The following is a 20,671-nucleotide window of genomic DNA, read 5'->3' as shown; positions in this document are numbered from 1 at the left end:
CGGATCACTCCGCCTCATCTTCCGCCATCCGTACGCCAACCCGCAGTACGTGATCCTCTTCTTTTTCCGCCACCGTCCACACCATCCCAGCAAATTCCACCTGGTCGCCGACCACCGGGGCGGCGCCTAACAGGTGCTGTATGACGTCACCCAGAGACTGCTGGCGATCGCGAAACTCTTCTCCCCCGTCAATGCCGTAAATCTGCGCGACGTCGGCAAATCTGGCACTGGCATCGAGAATAAAATCACCGAAGAAGCGCTGATCCAGCGCCACCGGCGGCGACTGGCTGAACAGTTTACCCAGCGCGGGCAGGTCGCGCTCGCGGCCAATCACGCAGAGAATATCGCCTTCCAGCAGCCGGGTACTGCCGGTAGGGTGCAGGAGTACGTTGTCGCGAAACAGCGCGGCAATCCGCGTCTCCGGCGGCATATGCAGGTCGCGCAGCGCCGCGCCGACGCACCATTTTTCGGCGCTAAGCTGGTACACGAACTGCTCCCACGGGTTTTCCGGATGGATATCCAGCCCGACGCGGGAGATGGGCGAGCCGACCGGCGGCACCACCACTTTGGCTTTCTTCGCCGCCCAGGAGAGCGAGGTCCCCTGTAACAGCAGCGAGACCAGCACCACGAAGAAGGCCACGTTAAAGAACAACCGCGCATTCTCCAGGCCCGCCATCATCGGGAAGACGGCGAGAATAATCGGCACCGCGCCGCGCAGGCCCACCCAACTGATAAATATCCGCTCGCGCAGGTTGAAGCCGCGAAACGGCAGCAGACCGGCAAACACCGACAGCGGACGGGCGATAAAGATCATCCACATCGACAGAATGAGCGCCGGGATGGCGATAGGCCACAGGTCGGACGGGGTGACCAGCAGGCCGAGCACCAGGAACATGGCGATCTGCGCCAGCCACGCCAGGCCGTCGAAGTTTTGCAGGATACCGTGGCGGTTGCGAATCGGCCGGTTGCCGAGCAGGAATCCGCACAGGTAGACCGCGAGGATGCCGCTGCCGTCCAGCGAGGTGGTGGCGGCGAAAATCATGATCCCGCCGCTCAGCGCCAGCAGAGGATAAAGCCCGGCCGGCAGCACAATGCGATTAATCATCTGCAGCAGCAGATAGCCGCCGCCGAGGCCGATAGCGATACCCAACCCGAATTGCTGCACGATATGCACCGCGAACATCCAGCTCAGGCCGGTCTCGTGCTGCTGAATCATCTCGATAAGGGTAATGGTCAGGAACACCGCCATCGGGTCGTTGCTGCCGGATTCAATTTCCAGCGTCGAGCCGACGCGTTCGTTCAGCCCTTTACCGCCGAGGAGTGAGAATACCGCCGCGGCATCGGTTGAGCCGACGATAGCGCCGATCAGCAGCCCTTCAATCAGGTTGAGATGAAACAGCCAGGCCGCCATCAGTCCGGTCAGAGCCGAGGTGATCAGCACCCCGACCGTGGCGAGCGAGAGGGCGGGCCACAGCGCCACGCGAAAAGAGCTGGCCTGAGTGCGCATCCCGCCGTCAAGCAGGATAACCGCCAGCGCCAGGTTGCTCACCATGTAGGCGAAAGGGTAGTTGTCAAACGGAATGCCGCCGATACCGTCAATGCCCGCCAGCATCCCAATCGCCAGGAAGATAACCAGAATCGGGATGCCGAGGCGTGAGGAAAAGGAACTTAATAAAATACTACAGGTTACTAAAACAGAACCCAGGATAAACAGACTGATGACCGCAGCGGCGTCCAATGTTGACGTACTCCTTACCGGCGTGAAGATAAATTAAAAACTACACCATTTTAACAATCTGACGCCGATCGGGATATGCGTTAGAGGAATTTTTATTCCGCCAGAACCGGGTGGCCGCTGATGCTTAACGTGGTGATGGATGCGTTGTTGACCAGCAATGCTCTGGCGCCAAGCGGCAGGGTGACCGTACGCTGCTCGTGACCGAAATCCAGGCCGCTGATGACCGGAATGTTAAGCTGCTGGCGAAGGTAGTCGTATACCATCGGCAGATCGTATCCGGCATCGTAGTCGTTGGCGTTTGCGCCGGTAAAACTGCCGAGGATAATCGCCCGCTGGCGCGCGAGAATACCGCTGTTGAGCAGCTGTAATAGCATGCGTTCGACGCGGAACGGGTGTTCGTTAATATCTTCCACCACCAGAATTCCGTCGCTAATCTGCGGCATCCACGGGGTGCCGATAAGCGAGGTCAGCATCGCCAGGTTGCCGCCCCACAGCGTGCCGTCGGCGCGACAGTCCGGGCCTTCGCCGTGCCATTCAAGCGTAAACGCCGGGTTGCGCAGCGCCTGCCAGAAATGGTGCTCGGTAAATTCGTTCAGCGTTTCAGCGCCGAAGTTTCCCGCCAGCATCGGCCCGCTAAAAGTGATTATGCTACCCTTTGCCAGCAGCCCCAGCTGGATGGCGGTGAAATCGCTGTGGCCGCAAATAAGCAGCGGAACCTGCTGCTGGCGGGCGATCAGCGCCTGCCAGTCAATCTGCGGCAGCAGGCGAGTCGCGCCGTAGCCGCCGCGTACCGCCAGCACGATGCGGTTTTTACCGGCGAGGGCGGCGAGCTGGTTGATATCGGCAAGGCGTTCATTCTCAGTTCCGGCAAAGCGCAGCGCCCGGCGGGGAATGACTTCCTGGTGCGCGACCTGGTGCCCGGCCTCCTGCAGACGCTGCACGCCGCGATACGCCGCCTCCTGGTTGATGCAGTAACCGGAAGGGGCGACGAGATAAAACTGAGACATGACAATTCCTTGCTAAGAATGAAAGGGTTATCATGCCGCCTGGAGCGTTTATTGTCATCTCCGTGCGGCAAACTTCAGCCAATAAGGATAGATGTGTGAAATTGAGATGGTGTGTTTTTTTATGTGTATTGTTGGCCGGTTGTAGTTCAAAACACGATTATCGTAACCCGCCGTGGAACCCGGAAGTCCCGGTTAAGCGGGCGATGCAGTGGATGCCAATCAGCGAAAAAGCCGGTGCGGCGTGGGGCGTCGATCCCCAGCTGATTACCGCCATCATCGCCATTGAATCCGGCGGTAACCCGACGGTGGTCAGCAAATCCGGCGCGGTTGGCCTGATGCAGCTGAAGCCCTCGACCTCCGGTCGCGATGTTTACCGGCGGATGGGCTGGAGCGGGGATCCTTCGGTGAGCGAGCTGAAGAATCCCGAGCGCAATATTTCGATGGGGGCGGCCTACCTCAGCATCCTCGAAAACGGTCCGCTGGCGGGGATTAAAGACCCGCAGGTGATGCGCTATGCGGTGGTGGTGTCCTATGCCAACGGCGCGGGCGCGCTGCTGCGGACGTTCTCGTCCAATCGCCAGGATGCGATTGAAGAGATTAACGATATGGACGCCGATGATTTCTTTGAGCACGTGGTGAAAAAGCACCCGGCACCGCAGGCGCCGCGCTATATCTGGAAGCTGCAGAAGGCGCTGGACGCCATGTAAAGGGCGCTCCCCGCAGGCTCAGCTTGCCGGGGAGCCATCGGCCCGGCCGATTCTGGAACTGCAAATTGATAAAGACGCGCGGCGGGCCCCCGCCGCGCGGAGGTTTACGGCGCGACTTTTTTCTCCTCTACCGCAGCCGGCTGCTGAGCGGCAGGCTGCGCCGAGACGTCCGCCGCTTTGCCGTTGTCGTCATTCGCCGCCGGGCGCGCGGTGGGGACGGAGTCACACGGCTTCTCTTTCGGACACACCAGGTCCAGCATCTTCAGGGTGACGCCGTTGGTCCAGCCAAAGCCGTCCTGTAGCGGATACTCTCCGCCACCGCCGCCGGTTCCGGTCGAGCTGACATCATATTTTTCCACCAGCTTCTGTTCGCTGTTGTAGGTGTGCTGAACGTTGCTGAGGAACCGCCAGCTCACCTCCATTGCGATTTTCTGCTGGCCATACTTTTGCAGGCCTTCAGCGGCGACCCACTGCAGCGGCGCCCAGCCGTTCGGCGCATCCCACTGCTGGCCGCTATTGACGGTCGTGGTGGTCAGGCCGCCGGGCTTGAGCAGTCGCGCTTCGGTGGCGGCGGCGACCTTCGCGGCGCGTTCGCTGGAGGCGGCGTTGACGTACAGCGGGAACAGCGCCGCGGCGGTCAGCTGATTGCGCACCTTATGACTTTTCAGATCGTAATCGGCGTACCAGCCCTCTTTATCGTTCCACAGATATTTCTCCAGCGCTTTCTGACGGGCGTTGGCTAATGCGTCATACTGCGCGGATTTAGCGCTATCCCCTGCCGCTTTACTGGCGCGGGCGATGGTTTTTTCCATGTGGAACATCAGCGAGTTCAGATCGACCGGAACAATCGAGGTGGTGCGGATGGTGCCGAGCTGCTGCGGGTTATCCATCCAGCGGGAGCTGAAGTCCCAGCCGGATGCCGCGGCGGAGCGCAGATCTCGGTAGATTTCAGTCGCCGGGCGGTTGGGATTGTTTTTGGCGGTCGTGACGTCGTCCAGCCAGGATTCCGGACGCGGCGTGTCGTTATCGTCCCAGTAGCGGTTGAGCAGGGCGCCGTCGGCCATCCGCACCACGCGCTTACTGGCGCTGCCGGGCTCAAGCGCCTCAGCGCCATCCATCCAGTACTGGTACTCTTTCTCCATCTGCGGCAGCCATTTTTTGAGCGCCTCATCGCCCTCGTGCGTGGCCAGCAGTTCAACCATAAACGGGAAGAACGGCGGCTGCGAGCGGCTCAGATAGTAGGTGCGGTTGCCGTTGGGAATATGGCCCCAGGCGTCGATCTCCGCGGCGAAGTTGGTCACCATATCTTCAATTTTATCCCAGTGACCGCTCTCAGCCAGGCCGAGCATGGTGAAGTAGCTGTCCCAGTAATAGACTTCGCGAAAGCGTCCGCCGGGCACCACGTAGGGCTTTGGCAGCGGCAGCAGCGAATCCCATTTTTCGACGTCGACGGTACTGCGGGTCAGTACGGGCCATAATCCGTTGATATGCTGGCGCAGCGTTTGTCCTTTTGGCGGAACGTACTGGTCGTTTTCGCGAGGCAGGGTAAAGTTGAGTTCTACGAAGTGCCGCAAATCAAAGCTGGTCTGGCTTTTCTGCATACGATAATCGGCAAGGATCATCAGCGGGTCGCCGTTCGGAATGGCGTCAGCAAACGTTTTCTGGTCAGAAAAAAGTTTCGCGCTTTGCACATCGTTAAATAGCGGACCGAGCAGGATATCGGGTGATTGCGGGGTGGGACGGGTTTCTTCAGCCTGAGCCGTCAACGTCGCCAGGGCGACAAACGCGCCCCCTAGCGCCAGACGAAGAGCAAAAGGCAGGGTAGCGGGGCGACGGGAAACGGGACTCGTCATAGATTGTTCTCCTTATCATTGCAGACTATGTGCCACTGCATTCGGCCATCAGAAAACCTTAGACGAATATCCGCCGCTGCGCGTGTCCGAGGTAACATTTTAAGTGAAAACAGAGTATTTACCGGGCACTGCTCTGTTCCGCACCGACAAAATATTGGCGGTTAAAACAGCGCTGTCTTGTAGGGTTCTTCGGGGGATATTTTCGCTGAATATCTGGCAATTGATAAAAAACATAATCCGCGAATAAGAAAAATAAATAGACAAGCGGCATGGTATTCCTATATGGCATTTTTATCTGCTCATCCCTGTCGCCTGAAAAAAGTTAGCGAAGTATTAAAACATGTGATCTGCCAAACAAAAAAACGGGTTCTAATACCATTGAAGGCTGACAGGATCACATAAATAAAAAAACATAAATAATTAATAAAAAAACATAATGGCATCTGTAGGAGAGAAAAGTAAAAAATGCAGACATTACAGAAACCGGTTTCATTTTTTCGTAAAGGAGTGATGTATGTCTGCTGGCGACAAAATTTCTGTCAGAGAAAAAGTAGGTTACAGCCTGGGGGACGCAGCGAGCCATATTGTATTTGACTCCTCCGTTGCCATCTTAGCCTACTTCTATACCGATATTTATGGTCTACCGCCCGCCGTGATGGGGACGATGTTTTTGCTGGTTCGTCTGCTGGATGCGATTACCGATCCGATTATGGGGGCGATTGCGGATGCCACCTCAACCCGCTGGGGGCGCTTCCGTCCGTGGCTGCTGGCTATCTGCGTACCTTTTGCCGTGAGCTGCGTGCTGGTTTACTCCATACCGTCTTTCTCCGACTCGGGGAAAGTGGTTTATGCGGTTGCGGCATATATATTTATGACGTTGATGTACACCGCCATTAATATTCCTTACTGCTCGCTGGGTGCGGCGCTGACTTCCGATCCGCGTGAAAGCCTCTCTCTGCAATCCTGGCGTTTTGCCATCACGCCGATTGGCGGCGCGCTGGGTACCGCGTTTATTTTACCGCTGGCCGATCTTCTTTATCCTGGCGATCGGGCGACGGGTATTCAGGTCTCCATGGCGATATTTGGCGTTATCGGCTGCCTGATGTTTGTCGTCTGTTTCGCGACCACTAAAGAGCGCGTCCAGCCGATCAAAGAAGAAAATCTGAATATTGCCCGCGATGTGAAAATTCTTTTCCGCAACGATCAGTGGCGTATTCTCTCCGTTTACAACTTTATGATGCTGGTTGCCGTGGTGATTCGCGGCGGGGCGGTGGTATATTACGTCAATAGCGTGCTGAATAAAGGTGCGGACGTTATTACAATATTCATGCTCGGCGGGATGTTTGCCTCCATGCTGGGTTCGGTGCTGGCAAAACCGTTTGGTACGCGTTTCTGTAAGGTCAGACTCTCTTTCTGGATTAATCTCGTCACCGCTGCGCTGGGCGTCGTATGCTTTATGGTGCCGGTACAATATTGGGTGCTGGTGCTCGGCGTGCATATTCTGATCTCCATTATTCAGGGCGGCAACGGCGCGCTACAGTGGTCAATGATAACCGACGTTAATAACTATGGTGAATGGAAAACCCAGCGTCGTATCACTGGAATGAACGTCGCGGCGAATATTTTTGTGATTAAGCTCGGTGTAGCCGTTGGTGGTGCGATTCTTGGATGGGTGCTGGCTTACTACCATTACGCGGCTAACACCACGGTGCAACCAGCCTCTGCGGTACATGGCGTAGTGCTATTGTTCACCCTGGTACCGTCAATTTTCTATGTTCTTACCGCAGTCTCTATTAAATTCTATGGCTTAACAGAAAATAGAATGAATGGCATTGTTGATGATTTGAAAAAAGGAACTTTTGCCGAGTCCTGAAAATAACAGAATAACACTTGTGGCGTTGTGAATTCATCTTCACATAGCCACAGGTGTATCCTGAATGAAATAAACAATAATTAATTTAGGGATATTCAAATGAAAATAAAATATATGGCTTTGGCTATTGGCGCCATTATGTCCTCTAATGTGATAGCAGCAAAAAATAATACCTCTGCCGATATTGACCAGCGCCTTGCGCAACTGGAGCAAAGATTAATTAACGCTGAACAGCGCGCCGCGGACGCTGAAGCGCAGATACAAACGCTTAAACAACAGCAAACAACGCCAGCAAAAACCGCGCCGGCGGTGAAAGTCGATGCCGCTGAGCCGGTCGCTCCCGGCGCGACTCCTACGAAACTTACGCTCTCTGGCTATGGCGACCTGAAGTTTTATGGTGATGTGGAATTCAATATGGATGGTGCCAGCGGTAGCGGTAGCCTGACGTCGGTAAAAACCTCTTCGAATAAAAACTGGGCGCCGGGTACTAAAGAACGTTGGGATATTAACGGCCGTATTCTGCTGGGCTTCGATGGTATGCGCAAAATGGATAACGGCAATTTTGCCGGTTTCTCCGCCCAGCCGCTGGCTGATATGACCGGTAAAATGAACCTTGACGATGCGGTATTCTTCTTTGGCAGGGAAGATGACTGGAAGGTGAAAGTTGGTCGTTTCGAGGCCTACGATATGTTCCCGCTGAATCAGGATACGTTTATCGAATATTCCGGCAATACGGCTAACGACCTCTATAGCGATGGCTACGGCTATATTTACATGATGAAAGAGGGCCGCGGCCGTAGCAGCAGCGGCGGCAACTTCCTGCTCAGTAAAACGATAGATAACTGGTATTTCGAACTTAATAACCTGGTGGAAAACGGCAGTACGCTGTTCCAGGACTCCAGCTATCACGGCAATACCCTGGAAAATGAGAAAAACGTCGCCTATTTACGTCCGGTGATTGCGTGGAATAGCGGTCGCTTCTCTACCGCAGTAGCGATGGAAAAGAACGTCGTGAAGAATGCTTACGGTTATTACGACAATCGCGGCAGTTGGGTCGACCAGTCGGACCGTACCGGCTATGGCTTGACGATGTCATGGAATGGACAAAAAACCGATCCGGAAGATGGGGTCACCACTAACCTGAACGTGGCCTATATGGATGCCTCCGATGAGAAGGATTTCACCGCAGCTATTAACTCCCTCTGGCATCGTTTTGAACTGGGTTACATCTACGCCCACAACAAAATCGACAAGTTTAACTCGGCTAATTATGTCTCTACCTGCGACGATGGCTGCTGGATCTCCAACGTGGGTGACTACGATATCCACACCATTCACGCATCGTACCTGTTCCCCAATGTCATGGATATGAAGAACTTCAACATCTACCTTGGCGCTTACGCCTCGTGGATTGAAGCGAAACCAACGGATGGCGACAAACATGAAGACTCCCGCTACGGCGGCCGTCTACGTTTCAAATATTTCTTCTGATCAAAGCAGAGCCCGCATTGTGCGGGCTCTGTTCATTATGCCATTACGCCTCCTGCGGAGGCTCGAGTTAACAGGACTACACCATGTTTGACAGTAAAGCGGGCACTCCGCTGGAAGGGTTTGCCGAATTTGCCACTGCCGCTGCCGCCGAAGGCGCGGTATTGCTGAGAAACGATCGCGGAATGCTCCCACTTAATCCTCAGCAGCCAGTTTCGTTATTTGGCCGTACGCAGATTGACTACTATCGCAGCGGTACCGGTTCCGGTGGGGCTGTTAACGTGGTGAGTCGTACAACTTTGTTGCAGGCAATGCGGGAGCGAAGCGGGGGCAGGCTCAATGAGCAACTGGCCGCGCTTTACGAAAGCTGGATTGAACAACACCCCTTCGACAACGGTGGAGGGGGCTGGGCAGCGGAACCCTGGTATCAGCAGGAGATGCCGCTGGGCGATGAGCAGATTCGTCAGGCCCGCGCCGTCTCGACCCAGGCGGTTATTGTCCTTGGTCGTACGGCGGGCGAAGATCAGGATAATGCCGATGTTGAAGGCGGGTACCGGCTCACGGCCGATGAGAAGCACATGCTACACCAGGTATGCCGAGAGTTTGATGAAGTGGCAGTCGTGTTGAATACCGCCGGGCTTATCGATCTCTCATGGGCTGACGATCCGCTGCTGCGTCAACGCATTCGCGCGCTTCTGTATGTCTGGCACGGTGGCGCGCACGGCGCACAGGCCGCAGCCTCGTTGCTATACGGTGATGTGACCCCTTCAGGTAAGCTGGTTGGCAGCATTGTGATATCGCTGGACGATCATCCGGCATCCCCCTGCTGGGGTGCGGAAGAAAAAAATCTCTACCAGGAAGATATCTACGTTGGCTATCGCTATTTCGAAACCTTCTCTGCGCAGAGCCTGCAGTTCCCCTTTGGCTTTGGTCTCTCATACACCTCTTTCACCCTGCAATCGGCGCGGGCGGAGACCTTTGGCGACCTGATCAAGGCGACCGTCACCGTGACCAATCGCGGGGAGCGCTTCGCGGGAAAAGAAGTGGTGCAAATCTACCTCCAGGCGCCGCAGGGGGCGCTCGGCAAACCGGCCAAAGCGCTGGTGGCTTTTGCCAAAACTCGCCTGCTGCAACCGGGGGAAAGCGAGACCTTAACGTTATCAATTCCGCTGTAACGCTTTGCTTCTCTGGACGATAGCGGGGCGACCGGGCATCCACACTGTTATGTAATGGAGCCAGGGCTTTATCGCTTGCTGCTTGGTAACAGCGTGCGCGATCTACAGCCGCTGCCGGTTGACGGCGAGGCGGGGTACGCGCAGAAAACGCTGCGAATCCTCTCCTGCCATCAGCAGGTGCTGGCGCCGACGGTGCCTTTCGTACGTATAAAACCGGTCGCGGACGGCGATGATGGGCGCTATCAGATCGAGTGGGAGGACGTGCCGCGGCGGGAGATTAATCTGCGCGCGCGCATTGAGGAGCGTTTGCCAGAGGCTATCACCCTTACCGGCAACCAGGGACTGACCCTCAACGACGTGGCTGAAGGGCGTACCACGATGAATGCCTTTGTTGCTCAGCTGTCTGTTGAGGAGCTGGCCTGCCTGGTGCGCGGAGAAGGCATGTGTAGCCACAAAGTGACGCCCGGCGTCGCGTCGGCTTTTGGCGGCGTAGCCGACAGCCTGCTGGAAAAAGGTATTCCTCTGGCATCGACCGCCGACGGCCCATCCGGGATTCGCATGGATAACGGCGCGAAGGCCACTTTGCTTCCCAGCGGTACATTATTGGCCTCCAGCTGGGACCCGATCCTCGTGGAACGCTTATACGTGATGGAAGGCAAAGAGCTGCTGCGCAACGGTATCGACCTGCTTTTAGGGCCGGGGATGAACATCCAGCGCCATCCGCTGAACGGGCGTAATTTTGAGTACTTTTCCGAAGATCCGCTGCTCACCGGGATGATGGCGGCGGCGGTGGTTCGCGGCATTCGCAGCGGCGGCGGGATTGCCACCCTCAAGCACTTTGCCTGCAACAATCAGGAGTTCGCCAGAGCCAAAGCGGATTCGGTGGTGTCAGAGCGCGCGCTGCGTGAAATCTATCTCAAAGGTTTTGAGTATGCGGTGAAATCCGGCGGCGCAAATGCGGTAATGACCGCTTATAACCCGGTCAACGGCCACCATGCCGCATCCAACTACGATCTCACCACCACCGTACTGCGCGAGGAGTGGGGCTTTCGCGGGATCGTGATGACCGACTGGTGGGCAACGATGAACGATCCCATCGATGGCGGCGCGGCGAGCACTCACAACACCGCGGCGATGATCCGCGCGCAGAACGACCTTTATATGGTGGTCAATAATAACGGCGCGGAAGTTAATGCGGGGGGAGATAATACCCTGGCGGCGCTGGCGACAGGCGAGCTAACGCTCGGTGAGCTTCAGCGCTGCGCGATAAACATCCTCGACTTTATGCTGCAGACGCAGGTCTTTAAGCGCGGGGAGATGCCGCGGGCGGGGATTATTCGCCTGGCGGCGGATCCTGCGTGCGATGGGGCCTGTCCTGGCGCAATTAAAATCGCCGAGCAGTCGCGGCTGCGCTACGACGAGGAGCTGGTGCTGAGCGTTGAGCGAACAGCGGTTTATGACGTGCTGGTGAGCGTTCACGCTAACGGTGCGCCGCTCGCACAAACCGCCTGCAACCTGCTGCTTAATGAACAATTTGTGGCGACGATCCAGACCAACGGTACGCTCGGTCGTGAGATTGTGCAGAAGCTGTGTCGGATTGAGCTACAGTCGGGGAAATATCGTGTAGGCTTTGATTTTATCAAGCCGGGTCTGGTGGTGGACTGGCTGGAACTCAAGCTCGTTAATGACTAATTTCCGTCTCAGGAGCCGCCGATGAACCGACGCCATTTTTTGTTTTTAAGCGCCGCCGCGCTGCTGGCGGACGGTCGTCTTCGCGCCGCTGAAAGCCAGCAAACGATCCGCCTGTGGCCCGGCGTGCCTCCCGGCGGCGGCGGACCGGACGGCCCCGTTCGCTTATCGGCACGCGGCGCGCTAAGCCATATCGCCCAGCCTGAACTGACGGTATGGCGTCCCGCAGCGCCACGCGGTCACGGCGTATTAATTGCTGCCGGCGGCGGCTATCGACGCATTGAAATGGCGAAGGAGGCCTGGCCCGCTGCGCGCTGGCTAACGATGCGCGGCTATACCGCGTACGTGCTGACCTATCGTCTTCCCGGGGAGGGGTGGCAAGCGGGCGGCCTTGCTCCGCTGCAGGACGCTCAGCGGGCGCTGCGCCTGATTCGTCAGCGGGAAGCCAAAGTCAGCCTTCTGGGGTTTTCCGCCGGCGGACATTTGTCGGGAATGGCTGCCTGTCGCGCTGATTTTGCCTCTTACTCGCCGATCGACGGCGTGGACGACACCCCGCCCCGGGCCGACGGCGCCGCGCTGATTTATCCGGTGATTTCTCTCGAACCTCCGTACACCCATACCGCCACCCATCGGCTCCTCGCCGGGCCTCACGCCGCGGAGGAGGTGGATCGCGCCTGGTCGGTACAAACCTGGGTCAGCGGGCGGACGCCGCCCTGTTTTCTGGTTCAGGCGGAGGACGATAATGTCTCCGATCCGCACAATACGTTGATAATGGCCGCCGCCTGCCGTCAGCATCAGGTCCCGGTCACCCTGTATCGTTACGCCAGCGGCGGTCACGGTTTTGCGCTGGGCCGGGCCGGTACGCCCAGCGTCGAGTGGCCCGAGCGCTACGCAGCGTGGCTGGCGGCGCGTTAGTATCGCGTGAATCGACTTGCCCCAAATTGGTGCGCTTTAAGCGAAAAACAGGCCATAAATAAGCAAAGCGTCTGATTGTTTTTTATTCAATTCAGCGTCATGGCATAACAGCGTAACGCCGCGCCGCCGCGCTGCGTTACCTGGCATAATTAATGCTTATCTCTTACCGGGATTACCTCAAAGTGAGTACAACCGGAGGAGACGGCCATGATAAAAATAACGCTTCCTGACGGGCATTATTATGATGAGATGCTTACCGCACAGGGAGAGCAGCGTCAGCACTATAACGCCTGGTGGCAATGGTTTCGCAGTACCGATCAATTCTCTATCCGGCAGAAGAAAGAGCAGGCGGAGCTGCTCTTTCACCGCATCGGCATCACCTTTAACGTCTACGGCGAGGATGAGGGCACCGAACGACTGATCCCTTTCGACAGCGTGCCGCGTATTATTCCTGCCGGCGAGTGGCAGCGGATTGACCGCGGCATCCGCCAGCGGGTGAAAGCGCTCAACGCTTTTCTTTACGATATCTACCACGATCAAAATATCCTTCGCGCGGGGCTGATCCCGGCCGAACAGGTGCTGGCGAACGAACAGTATCAACCCTGTATGCAGGGGATAAATTTACCCAATAACACCTACGCCCATATCACCGGAGTCGATATGGTGCGCAACAGCGACGGCCAGTATTACGTGCTGGAGGATAATCTGCGCACCCCCTCCGGCGTCTCCTACATGCTGGAAAACCGCAAAATGATGATGCGGCTGTATCCCGAAATGTTCGAACAGCACCATATTGCGCCGGTAGAACGCTACCCCAGCTATCTGCTGCAAACGCTGCGCGAAAGCTCGCCGGTGGACGATCCGTGCGTGGTGGTGATGACCCCGGGGCGGTTTAACAGCGCCTATTTTGAACACAGCTTTTTGGCCCAGCAGATGGGCGTTGAGCTGGTGGAAAGCGCGGATCTGTTTATTAAAACCGGGGCGGTGTACATGCGCACCACCGAAGGACCGCGGCGCGTGGACGTCATTTACCGGCGTATCGACGACGCATACCTTGACCCGCTGGCCTTCCGCGCCGACTCCATGCTAGGCGTTCCGGGGCTGCTGTCGGTGTATCGCGCCGGGGGCGTGGTGCTGGCCAACGCTATCGGTACCGGCGTCGCCGACGATAAATCGATCTACCCCTTCGTACCGGAGATGATCCGCTTCTATCTGGGCGAGCAGCCGATCCTGAGCAATATTCCCACCTGGCAGTGCCGTAAGGCGGAAGATCTCAGCTACGTGCTGAGCAATCTTGAACTGATGGTCGTGAAAGAGGTTCACGGCGCGGGCGGCTACGGCATGCTGGTTGGCCCGCGCTCGACCAAAGAGGAGCGCGACGCGTTTCGCCAGCGCCTGCTGGCGAATCCGGCCAACTATATCGCCCAGGACACCCTGGCGCTGTCGACCTGCCCAACCTTTGTCGATGAGGGGCTGGCGCCGCGCCATATCGATTTACGTCCCTTCGTCCTTTCCGGCCAGGAGATCCGCCTGGTTCCCGGCGGGCTGACGCGGGTGGCGCTAACCGAAGGTTCGCTGGTGGTGAACTCGTCGCAGGGCGGCGGCACCAAGGATACCTGGGTGATGGAGGATGATGAATCATGTTAAGCCGCACAGCGAGTGAACTCTTCTGGATGGCGCGCTACCTTGAGCGCGCAGAAAGCTATGCCCGGGTGCTGGACGTGACCTGGAAGCTGTCGATGATCCCCCGTCACAGCCAGCAGTCGCGGGATTTAGCCCTGCCGCTGAATCTGTCGCTGACCCATGAGCTGTTTCAGGCGCGGCACGCGCGTTTCACTATGAGCAACCTGCTTAATTTTTTCGCGCTCGACGGCAACAACCCGTACAGCATTTTCAGCTGCGTCGAGATGGCGTGGAACAACGCCCATGCGGTGCGCGGCAGCCTGTCGGCGGAGGTGTGGGAAAGCATCAACGCCACGCGCATTGAGCTGCGAAAGCTGCGCCAGCAGGGGATCGGCGAGCTGGGCAACGACGCTTTCTTTGAGTGGGTAAAAGAGCGGGTACATCTGTTTCGCGGGGCGATCCTCGGCACGCTGCTGCGTAACGACGCCCTGAGCTTTATCGGGATCGGGACGCTGATCGAGCGGGCATCCGCCACCGCGCAGCTGCTGTTGATTAAGGATCAGCAGCTGAACAGCGATCCCGATCCGGTACGCGAGTACTACCGGCTGGATACGCTACTTAATGCGGTCAGCGCCCGCGAGGCCTACAACAGCATTTACCGCCAGCCGGTCAGCCGCGAAACGGTGATGGAGCTGCTGATCCTGCGCAACGATGTGCCGAGATCGCTGAGAGCGAGTATTTCCGACCTCGTCGGGCAGCTGGAACAGATTGCCAACGACCGCTCGCACTTGCCGCTGCGGCTGGCGCACCAGCTCAACGTCGACCTGCGTTTCAGCACCCGCGACGATCTGGCGCAGGCCGATTTACAGGTCACCCTTAATGCACTGCTGGCGCGGATTAACGCGCTTTCCGACAGCATCAGACAAACCTATCTGGAGGCGTTATGAAACTGGTTATCGATCACCTGACCCGCTACGGCTACGATGAAGAAGTAAAGTTTTCGACCCAGTATCTGCGCCTGACGCCGCGCAGCAGCGGTCGGCAGAAGATCACCGCCTGGACGTTAACCCTGCCGGACGGTTCCGCCGTCGCCACCACCGACGCCTGGGGCAACGTGCTGCACGTGCTGACGCTGGATAATCCGCATAAAGAGATTACCATCCGCGCCAGCGGGATCGTCGATATCGCCGAAGAGGGGGACGACATCTGCGCGGAGCCGCAGGAGCTGCTGTCGCCGCTGGTTTTCTTGCGCTGTACGCCGCTCACCCGCGCTGACGGCCCGATCCGCGAATTCGCTCAGCGCTGGTATCAGCCGGAGGCGCAGGAGGAGAGCCTGAACCGGTTAATGGCCGAGCTGCTGCTGAGAATGCCCTATTCGCCGGGCGCCACCCAGGTGCAGGACTCCGCCGCCGATGCCTTTGCGCGCGCGAAAGGGGTTTGCCAGGATCACACCCACGTGTTTCTCGCCTGCTGCCGGGCGCTGGAGATCCCGGCGCGCTACGTCAGCGGCTACGTTTACAGCGATAACGCCGAGCACGTCGCCATGCACGCCTGGGCCGAAGTGTGGCTCAACGAGCGCTGGCAGTCGTTTGATATCACCAATAACACGCGCAGCCTGAATCAACATTTGCGGCTGGCGACCGGGCTGGACTATCTTGATGCGTGCCCGGTACGCGGCACCCGCCTCGGCGGCGGGGGGGAAATCATGTTAACTAACGCTGAAGTGCGCGAGCATTCGCAGCAGGCGCAGCAGCAATAACGGCAGGAACAAAAAACGATGACCTACTGTGTGGCCATGTGTTTGTCAGATGGACTGGTATTTGCCTCAGACTCCCGCACCAACGCGGGAGTGGACCATATTGCAACGTTTAAAAAACTGCACGTTTTCCATCAGGATGGCGAACGGGTCATGGTCCTGCAGTCGGCGGGCAACCTGGCCACCACTCAGAGCGTGATTAGCCTGCTCAGCGCCCGCATTCGCACCCAGCAGGAGCCTAACCTGATGCAGGTGACCTCGCTATACGACGCGGCGATGCTGATCGGTAAAACCTTACAGGAGGTGATTCAGCGCGACAGCAGCAATCAGCAGAACTGCGGCAATACCAACTTCAACTGCAACCTGCTGCTCGGCGGGCAGATCGCCGGCGAAACGCACCGGCTGTTTCATATCTATCCGGAAGGCAACTTTATTGAAGCCACGCGCGACACGCCCTATTTCCAGATTGGCGAGAGCAAATACGGCAAGCCGATTATCGACCGGGTTCTGACCATCGATACTCCCCTGGAGCAGGCGATGTGCTGCGCGCTGATTTCGATCGACTCCACCCTGCGCAGCAATCTTTCGGTGGGCCTGCCGCTGGACACCCTGCTGTACCGCAGCGGTAGCCTGAGCAGCGCCGAACAGCATCGGATCACCGAAAACGATCCCTATTTCAATACCATTCGCAAAGCGTGGTCCGAAGGGCTGCAGAGCACCTTTCTGAAGCTGCCGCCGTTCACGCCGGGCGGCCACCATCAGGCGGAAAAATAACGCCCCGGCGTCATGCCGGTCATGGTGCGGAAGAAGTAGATAAAGGCGCTATCGCTGGCGAAGTCGAGCGCCTGCGCCGTATCGGTAATCCGCTCCCCGGTTGCCAACATCTCGACCGCTTTCATTAATCGCCACTGTTGACGCCACTGCTGGTAGGACATCCCGGTATCGCGGCGAAACAGTCGGCTGATGGTTTTTTCGCTGGCGCCGCAGCGGGCAGCGAGCGTCCCAAGCGGCGGCGGCAGCGCGTCGCCGCAAACCATCGCCAGCCGTTTATCCTGCGGCAGCGCGAGCATCATCGGCTCCCGCGCGGCGGCGCGAATTTCCGCCTGGCACAGGGCGGCGAGATGCCGTGCCGGCTCGGCCTCCCAGTCGGTATCCCAGGGGCTGGCGCTGATGCGCTCTAATAGTTCGCGCAGCAGCGGTACCACGTTGAGTATCGCCGACTGCGTTGGCAACTGAGGGTAACGCTGCGGCTGAAACCAGACGGAACGATAGTCGACAATGTTTTTCATCTCCGCGCGATGGCTGACTTCAGCGGGGATCCACGCCGCGCGCCCCGGCGGCAGCAGGCACAGCAGGGCGCCATCGTCGAGCGTTAAACGCACGCATCCCTGACGGGTAAACAGGATCTGCGCCATCTTATGCCGGTGGCTGCCGGAGTCGTGGTTACCGAGCGCCGACTGCACGCCAATCAGGCTACTTTTCAACGCATCCGGATCGAATGCCGCGTCAGCGTCAAGCCAGGCCATAATGTCTGATTTCCGATATTTAAAGTCATTATGTTTATAATGTTCGATAAACGGCTTCCCTACAATAGCGCCTCTTGTTAATCAGGAGGTGGATATGTTGGGACGTGCCGCGCTGGTGCTGGTGACCGCGCTACTGATGTTTCCGCAAATAGCGGAAACGATTTATAGCCCGGCGCTGACCGATATCAGCGCCCGTTTTTCCGTGAGCGCGCCGCAGGCGGCGCTAACCCTTTCCGTGTACTTTATCGGTTTTGCCGTCGGCGTTTTGCTGTGGGGCGGATTCAGCGATCGCTACGGCCGGCGTCCGGCCCTGCTGGCGGGGTTAGGGGTTTACGCATTGGGGTGCCTGATGGCGCTGTGGGCGACGGATTTTTCGCTGCTGCTGGCGGCACGGATCGTCACGGCCGCTGGCGCGGCAACCGGTTCAGTGGTGACGCAGACGGTCCTGCGGGACTGCTATCGCGGGCGGCAGCTGGCGGGAATTTTTTCGTTTATCGGCCTGGCGCTGGCGGTGAGCCCGGCCGTCGGGGTCTATATCGGCGGCGGGTTGACCGCCCTCTGGGGGATGCGCGGCGTATTCAGCGCGCTGGCGCTTTTGGCCGCCGCGCTTCTGCTGGGCTGCCTGGCATTGATGCCGGAAACGCGTCCGCAAAACCTCAGGAGAGGGCCGTTTCTTCACGTGCTGCGGCGGATGGTGGGCGATACGCGTATCGCCCTGGCGGCAATCCTGGTGGCGGCATTTAACGTCAGCCTGTTCAGCTACTACAGCCTGGCCCCGTTTCTGTTCGCCCGATTCGATCTTGATGCCCTGACGTTTGGCTACAGCGGCATGGCGCTTGCCGCGGGTTCGCTGCTCGGCGCGCTGCTTAACCACCGGCTGCTGCGTCGGAATGTCTCGCTGGGGCGGATTCTCGCCATCGCCTGCATTCTGCACTTAGCCGGCGGCGTCGCGGTGTACGTGCTGCGGGAATCAATCTGGTTTGTGGCGCCGGTTGCGCTGGTCACCCTTGCCTGGGCCATGGCGATCCCGCTGGTGCTGGGGTCGGCGCTGAGCGCCTACGGCGACTGTCGGGGCACCGCCGGCGCCTTTTTCGGCCTGTTTTATTATGTCCTGATTGGCGCCGGTCTGCTGGCGGCCGGGTGGGGGCAATCGCTGGGGGCGTCGCTGCTGGCGTGCGCGGGCGTGAGCATGCTCGCCGGGTGGCGATATATCATCGTGCTCAACGAGGGCTAAGGTGATTTTCTGGCAAAGCTAAGCGATTTAAATTCTTTGTTATTTAACGCGTTATCTCACATCTTCGGAGGATCAAACGATAACGCGAAAAGGCAGTGGCAGGAATGGCAAAAAGCAGGTCGGTCTATCTGCATCCGCAGCAGCGCGAGCGGATTCATCAGTTTTCCCGTAGCTGGCTGTGGCGCAGCGAGCTGCCCACCTGGCTACTGATCGTTGCCGTCTACGGCGGCTGGTTTGCCTCGCTGGCCTGGTGGCGCGAGCTGGGCATTTTCCCCGCCACGCTGCTGCTCATCTGGTTCACCGCCTGGTATATGTCATTGCAGCATGAGCTTATTCACGGTCACCCCACGTCGCGACCATGGTTTAACCAGCTGCTGGGGACCCTGCCGCTGGCGGTCTGGTATCCCTACGGGCTGTACCGCGACTCGCACCTGGCGCACCATCATCATCATTTGCTGACGCAGCCGGTTGACGATCCGGAATCCTACTATTTTACGCCGCAGAGCTGGCAGCGTTTTGCCCCCTGGCAGCGTAGCCTTATTCATCTGCGCAATACGTTTATCGGCAGGCTGCTGGTGGCGCCGCTGCTGGATATTGCCCAGACGCTCGGCAGCGCGCTGGCGGCATTTCGACACCGGCGGGTGAACACAATAGCGATGTGGCTGGTTCACGGCCTGCTGCTGGCGGCGCTGTTCGCGTGGATGAATCACCTCGGCTTTTCGCCGCTTTACTTCGTGCTGGCTATCAGCTACCCGGCGCTGGCGTTGACCAAAGTGCGCTCTTTCCTTGAACACCGCGCCGCGGACGATCCGCTGGCCCGTTCGGTGATTAACGAGGCGGGGCTGGTCTGGCGGGTGCTGTTCCTCAATCTCAACTACCATTCAGTGCATCACGATTTGCCGGGGGTACCGTGGTACGGGCTGCGAAAAATCTATCTGCATAATCAGGCGGAGTATCAGCGGCGCAACGCCGGGTTTGTGGTGCGCGGCTACGGTGAATGGCTGCGGCATTTTTTTGCCAGGCCGGTGGCGGTGAATGCCCATCCCGGGTTCAACCAGCAGGGTAAGGCGGATGAAGAGCATGAGTGAAAGGCTGGCGTTTCCGATGTACGCGGTGAATGACGAGGATACTCAGGCGCTCTGGCGGGCGGTGTGGCAGCTGCTGGCGGCCCGCGGCGTGGTGGAGGAGGATACGCTGTCGTATCAGGTACCTGAGGATCTGCTGACGCACTGGCGCCATCCGGCGCTGCTGTTGAGCCAGACCTGCGGTTATCCGCTGATGACGCGGCTGCCGGCAGTGCAAACGGTCGGCTGTTTCCACTATTCGGCGCCCGGATGCGAAGGGCGGAATTACCGCAGCCTGCTGGCGGTACGTGAGGCGGACGGTGGTCAGACGCTGGCGGATTTTCGCGGGCGCCGGGTAGCGTGCAATTCGCCGGATTCCCAGTCCGGCTATAACGTGCTGTTAAAAATGGTCGCGCCGCTGTTGCGCGATGGGCGTTTCTTCTCGGCGGTCGCGTTTAGCGGCAGCCATCGCCAGTCGCTGCGTGAACTTCAGCAGGGGACGGCGGATATTGCCGCTATTGATTGCGTGACCTGGGCGCTGCTGCAGCGTCATCAGCCGGAGGCGCTGGCGGGGCTGGCGGTGATTGCGCGCAGCCCGCTCGCCCCGGGTCTGCCGCTGATTACGTCGGCGACGACGTCCGCGGCGACGCTGGGGCTGCTGAGAGAGGCATTGCAGCAGCTGGTGAGCGATGAACGCTACCGGCCGCTTTGCGAAGCGCTATTTATCTGCGGCTACAGCGATATGCGGCGCGCGGACTATCAGCCGCTGCTGGCGTGGCGTGATGAGGCGGCGGCCAGGGGCGTTGTGCGGCTGTAGGCGGCAATTTCCCCGGGCCGCGGCGCAAGCGCCTTGCCCGGGCTACCGGCCCGCAGGCGGTTGTGAACCCGTAGCCCGGCTAAGCGCAGCGCCACCGGGAAGAAAACCGCAGCAAAGCATCCGGCAGCGCACCTTTCCCGGAGGCGGCGCGTTGCGCCTGTCCGGGCTACCGATCCGCAGACGGTTGTGAACCTGTAGCCCGGCTA

15 protein-coding genes and 1 pseudogene are annotated in these 20,671 nt (G+C 58.6%); 12 read left to right on the top strand and 4 right to left on the bottom strand.

The genetic code is table 11. The annotated features are described in order from the left end of the window. Window positions 1–4: 4 nt before the first annotated feature. Window positions 5–1,738: a potassium/proton antiporter gene (locus ABLU96_RS26715; protein ID WP_004851981.1), complete on the bottom strand. Its 1,734-nt coding sequence runs from the start codon at window positions 1,736–1,738 to the stop codon at window positions 5–7. A 92-nt stretch (window positions 1,739–1,830) separates the two neighbouring features. Next, window positions 1,831–2,745, bottom strand: coding sequence for a muramoyltetrapeptide carboxypeptidase (gene ldcA, locus ABLU96_RS26710; protein ID WP_064405617.1), 915 nt, complete (start codon window positions 2,743–2,745; stop codon window positions 1,831–1,833). Between the two features lie 95 nt (window positions 2,746–2,840). Between ldcA and emtA the strand changes: the two genes are divergently transcribed. Beyond that, window positions 2,841–3,452 (top strand): membrane-bound lytic murein transglycosylase EmtA, encoded by a 612-nt coding sequence (gene emtA / locus ABLU96_RS26705; RefSeq protein WP_009651970.1) that lies wholly within the window; start codon window positions 2,841–2,843, stop codon window positions 3,450–3,452. Window positions 3,453–3,556: 104 nt separating this feature from the next. On the opposite strand, the gene ABLU96_RS26700 is transcribed toward emtA, so the two are convergent. After that, window positions 3,557–5,305, bottom strand: a complete 1,749-nt coding sequence (locus ABLU96_RS26700; protein ID WP_025106154.1) for an alpha,alpha-trehalase — start codon at window positions 5,303–5,305, stop codon at window positions 3,557–3,559. A gap of 514 nt (window positions 5,306–5,819) precedes the next feature. Between ABLU96_RS26700 and ABLU96_RS26695 the strand changes: the two genes are divergently transcribed. The 8 genes and pseudogenes from ABLU96_RS26695 to ABLU96_RS26660 all read left to right on the top strand — a co-directional run bounded on the left by ABLU96_RS26695 (window position 5,820) and on the right by ABLU96_RS26660 (window position 16,598). Continuing rightward, window positions 5,820–7,178, top strand: coding sequence for a glycoside-pentoside-hexuronide (GPH):cation symporter (locus ABLU96_RS26695; RefSeq protein ID WP_025106155.1), 1,359 nt, complete (start codon window positions 5,820–5,822; stop codon window positions 7,176–7,178). 99 nt (window positions 7,179–7,277) lie between these two features. Then, complete coding sequence (locus tag ABLU96_RS26690) at window positions 7,278–8,669, top strand: carbohydrate porin (RefSeq protein WP_025106156.1); 1,392 nt, start codon at window positions 7,278–7,280, stop codon at window positions 8,667–8,669. 83 nt (window positions 8,670–8,752) lie between these two features. Further along, window positions 8,753–11,533, top strand: a pseudogene (locus ABLU96_RS26685) (glycoside hydrolase family 3 N-terminal domain-containing protein). Window positions 11,534–11,554: 21 nt separating this feature from the next. Next, window positions 11,555–12,445, top strand: a complete 891-nt coding sequence (locus ABLU96_RS26680) for an alpha/beta hydrolase (RefSeq protein WP_064405610.1) — start codon at window positions 11,555–11,557, stop codon at window positions 12,443–12,445. A gap of 207 nt (window positions 12,446–12,652) precedes the next feature. Continuing rightward, window positions 12,653–14,092 (top strand): circularly permuted type 2 ATP-grasp protein, encoded by a 1,440-nt coding sequence (locus tag ABLU96_RS26675; protein WP_014229793.1) that lies wholly within the window; start codon window positions 12,653–12,655, stop codon window positions 14,090–14,092. Then, the gene (locus ABLU96_RS26670) at window positions 14,086–15,015 is read left to right on the top strand and encodes an alpha-E domain-containing protein (protein ID WP_004103215.1); all 930 of its coding nucleotides are present in this window, start codon (window positions 14,086–14,088) and stop codon (window positions 15,013–15,015) included. Before ABLU96_RS26675 ends, ABLU96_RS26670 begins: the two co-directional genes overlap by 7 nt. After that, window positions 15,012–15,827, top strand: a complete 816-nt coding sequence (locus ABLU96_RS26665; protein ID WP_064405606.1) for a transglutaminase family protein — start codon at window positions 15,012–15,014, stop codon at window positions 15,825–15,827. The genes ABLU96_RS26670 and ABLU96_RS26665 overlap by 4 nt, the downstream gene beginning before the upstream one ends. An 18-nt stretch (window positions 15,828–15,845) precedes the next feature. Then, window positions 15,846–16,598 carry a proteasome-type protease gene (locus tag ABLU96_RS26660; RefSeq protein ID WP_025106159.1) on the top strand — a complete coding sequence of 251 codons (753 nt, stop codon included), beginning with the start codon at window positions 15,846–15,848 and terminating at the stop codon, window positions 16,596–16,598. Here the strand turns inward: ABLU96_RS26660 and ABLU96_RS26655 are convergent. Further along, window positions 16,583–17,350 carry a helix-turn-helix transcriptional regulator gene (locus tag ABLU96_RS26655; RefSeq protein WP_025106160.1) on the bottom strand — a complete coding sequence of 256 codons (768 nt, stop codon included), beginning with the start codon at window positions 17,348–17,350 and terminating at the stop codon, window positions 16,583–16,585. The genes ABLU96_RS26660 and ABLU96_RS26655 overlap by 16 nt on opposite strands. A 94-nt stretch (window positions 17,351–17,444) precedes the next feature. Between ABLU96_RS26655 and ABLU96_RS26650 the strand changes: the two genes are divergently transcribed. The 3 genes from ABLU96_RS26650 to ABLU96_RS26640 all read left to right on the top strand — a co-directional run bounded on the left by ABLU96_RS26650 (window position 17,445) and on the right by ABLU96_RS26640 (window position 20,465). Further along, window positions 17,445–18,584 carry an MFS transporter gene (locus ABLU96_RS26650; protein WP_025106161.1) on the top strand — a complete coding sequence of 380 codons (1,140 nt, stop codon included), beginning with the start codon at window positions 17,445–17,447 and terminating at the stop codon, window positions 18,582–18,584. A gap of 104 nt (window positions 18,585–18,688) precedes the next feature. Continuing rightward, entirely contained in the window at window positions 18,689–19,672 is a 984-nt protein-coding gene (locus ABLU96_RS26645; protein ID WP_014229788.1) for a fatty acid desaturase, read from the top strand. Beyond that, entirely contained in the window at window positions 19,665–20,465 is an 801-nt protein-coding gene (locus ABLU96_RS26640) for a PhnD/SsuA/transferrin family substrate-binding protein (RefSeq protein WP_025106162.1), read from the top strand. The genes ABLU96_RS26645 and ABLU96_RS26640 overlap by 8 nt, the downstream gene beginning before the upstream one ends. Window positions 20,466–20,671 lie beyond the last annotated feature (206 nt).

Source organism: Klebsiella sp. CN_Kp106 (assembly GCF_040064575.1).
Classification (GTDB): domain Bacteria; phylum Pseudomonadota; class Gammaproteobacteria; order Enterobacterales; family Enterobacteriaceae; genus Klebsiella; species Klebsiella michiganensis.
This window is presented reverse-complemented; position numbering and strand designations above follow the sequence as displayed.